Origin of the sequence: Kerstersia similis (genome assembly GCF_965139615.1) — a bacterium.
Lineage (GTDB): Bacteria > Pseudomonadota > Gammaproteobacteria > Burkholderiales > Burkholderiaceae_B > Kerstersia > Kerstersia similis.
Genome location: NZ_CBCSIQ010000048.1, coordinates 1,866 through 4,854 on the forward strand (window position 1 = coordinate 1,866; position 2,989 = coordinate 4,854).

Below are 2,989 nucleotides of genomic sequence, written 5' to 3' on the forward strand. Positions count from 1 at the left end.
TCTCAAGACTTCGAGNAATCGAAGTTGCTTTGAATGAACGGCACAATCGCATACAGCATAGCCTATAGCCGACATGGTTATAGGATCAAGCGACTAAGTGCACATGGTGGATGCCTTGGCGATTACAGGCGATGAAGGACGTGGTAGCCTGCGAAAAGCTACGGGGAGCTGGCAAACAAGCATTGATCCGTAGATGTCCGAATGGGGAAACCCACTCCGCAAGGAGTATCCTGCACTGAATACATAGGTGCAGTGAAGCGAACCGGGTGAACTGAAACATCTCAGTAGCTCGAGGAAAAGAAATCAACCGAGATTCCGAAAGTAGCGGCGAGCGAAATCGGAAGAGCCTGTACGATTTAGCGGTAATGATAGTGGAATGGATTGGAAACTCCAGCCGTAGCAGGTGATAGCCCTGTACACGAAATCAATACCGTGGAACTAAGCGTACGATAAGTAGGGCGGGACACGTGAAATCCTGTCTGAAGATGGGGGGACCATCCTCCAAGGCTAAATACTCGTAATCGACCGATAGTGAACCAGTACCGTGAGGGAAAGGCGAAAAGAACCCCGGAAGGGGAGTGAAATAGATCCTGAAACCGTGTGCATACAAACAGTAGGAGCCTCCTTGTGGGGTGACTGCGTACCTTTTGTATAATGGGTCAGCGACTTACATTCAGTGGCAAGCTTAACCGAATAGGGGAGGCGTAGCGAAAGCGAGTCCGAATAGGGCGTTCAGTCGCTGGGTGTAGACCCGAAACCAAGTGATCTATCCATGGCCAGGTTGAAGGTACCGTAACAGGTACTGGAGGACCGAACCCACTAATGTTGAAAAATTAGGGGATGAGCTGTGGATAGGGGTGAAAGGCTAAACAAACTTGGAAATAGCTGGTTCTCTCCGAAAACTATTTAGGTAGTGCCTCGCGTATTACTGCCGGGGGTAGAGCACTGTTATGGCTAGGGGGTCATGGCGACTTACCAAACCATGGCAAACTCCGAATACCGGCAAGTACAGCGCGGGAGACAGAGCACCGGGTGCTAACGTCCGGACTCAAGAGGGAAACAACCCAGACCGCCAGCTAAGGTCCCGAATTATTGCTAAGTGGGAAACGAAGTGGGAAGGCATAGACAGTCAGGAGGTTGGCTTAGAAGCAGCCACCCTTTAAAGAAAGCGTAATAGCTCACTGATCGAGTCGTCCTGCGCGGAAGATGTAACGGGGCTAAGCAATAAACCGAAGCTGCGGGTGTATATCTTAGATATACGCGGTAGGAGAGCGTTCTGTAAGCCTGCGAAGGTGGCTTGTAAAGGCTGCTGGAGGTATCAGAAGTGCGAATGCTGACATGAGTAGCGATAAAGGGGGTGAAAAGCCCCCTCGCCGTAAGTCCAAGGTTTCCTGCGCAACGTTCATCGGCGCAGGGTGAGTCGGCCCCTAAGGCGAGGCAGAGATGCGTAGCTGATGGGAAACTGGTTAATATTCCAGTACCGTCGTATAGTGCGATGGGGGGACGGATCGCGGAAGGTCATCAGGGTGTTGGAAGTCCCTGTTTCTGCATCGAAGAAGGCGCTTAGGCAAATCCGGGCGCGTAATTCAAGGGTGTGGATCGAGTGAAACTTGTTTCACGAAGTGATTGGAAGTGGTTCCAAGAAAAGCCTCTAAGCTTCAGCTATACGAGACCGTACCGCAAACCGACACAGGTGGACGGGATGAATATTCCAAGGCGCTTGAGAGAACTCGGGATAAGGAACTCGGCAAATTGATACCGTAACTTCGGGAGAAGGTATGCCCTTGTAGCGTGATGCACCTGCGTGCAAAGCGTGAAGGGGTCTCAGAGAATCGGTGGCTGCGACTGTTTATTAAAAACACAGCACTCTGCAAACACGAAAGTGGACGTATAGGGTGTGACGCCTGCCCGGTGCCGGAAGGTTAAGTGATGGGGTGCAAGCTCTTGATCGAAGCCCCGGTAAACGGCGGCCGTAACTATAACGGTCCTAAGGTAGCGAAATTCCTTGTCGGGTAAGTTCCGACCTGCACGAATGGCGTAACGATGGCCACACTGTCTCATCCCGAGACTCAGCGAAGTTGAAGTGGTTGTGATGATGCAATCTACCCGCGGCTAGACGGAAAGACCCCATGAACCTTTACTGTAGCTTTGCATTGGACTGTGAACCAATCTGTGTAGGATAGGTGGGAGGCGTTGAAAGCGAGTCGCCAGATTCGCNGGAGCCAACCTTGAAATACCACCCTGGTTTGTTTGCGGTTCTAACCTTGGCCCGTTATCCGGGTCGGGGACAGTGCATGGTGGGCAGTTTGACTGGGGCGGTCTCCTCCCAAAGTGTAACGGAGGAGTTCGAAGGTACGCTAGAGACGGTCGGAAATCGTCTTGATAGTGCAATGGCATAAGCGTGCTTAACTGCGAGACTGACAAGTCGAGCAGGTGCGAAAGCAGGACATAGTGATCCGGTGGTTCTGAATGGAAGGGCCATCGCTCAACGGATAAAAGGTACTCTGGGGATAACAGGCTGATACCGCCCAAGAGTTCATATCGACGGCGGTGTTTGGCACCTCGATGTCGGCTCATCACATCCTGGGGCTGTAGCCGGTCCCAAGGGTATGGCTGTTCGCCATTTAAAGTGGTACGTGAGCTGGGTTTAAAACGTCGTGAGACAGTTTGGTCCCTATCTGCCGTGGGCGTTGGATACTTGACGGAGCCTGCTCCTAGTACGAGAGGACCGGAGTGGACGTACCTCTGGTGTACCGGTTGTCATGCCAATGGCATTGCCGGGTAGCTAAGTACGGAAGAGATAACCGCTGAAAGCATCTAAGCGGGAAACTCGTCTGAAGATAAGGTATCCCGGGGGCTTGACCCCCCTGAAGGGTCGTTCGAGACCAGGACGTTGATAGGCTGGGTGTGGAAGTGCAGTAATGCATTAAGCTAACCAGTACTAATTGCCCGTGCGGCTTGATCCTATAACGATGGCGGTTAACAAACC

At 52.1% G+C, this 2,989-nt stretch carries 1 rRNA gene; it reads left to right on the plus strand.

What is annotated here, in order from left to right:
- Window positions 1–83 precede the first annotated feature (83 nt).
- A 23S ribosomal RNA gene (locus ACNA1V_RS17300) occupies window positions 84–2,966 on the plus strand.
- Window positions 2,967–2,989 lie beyond the last annotated feature (23 nt).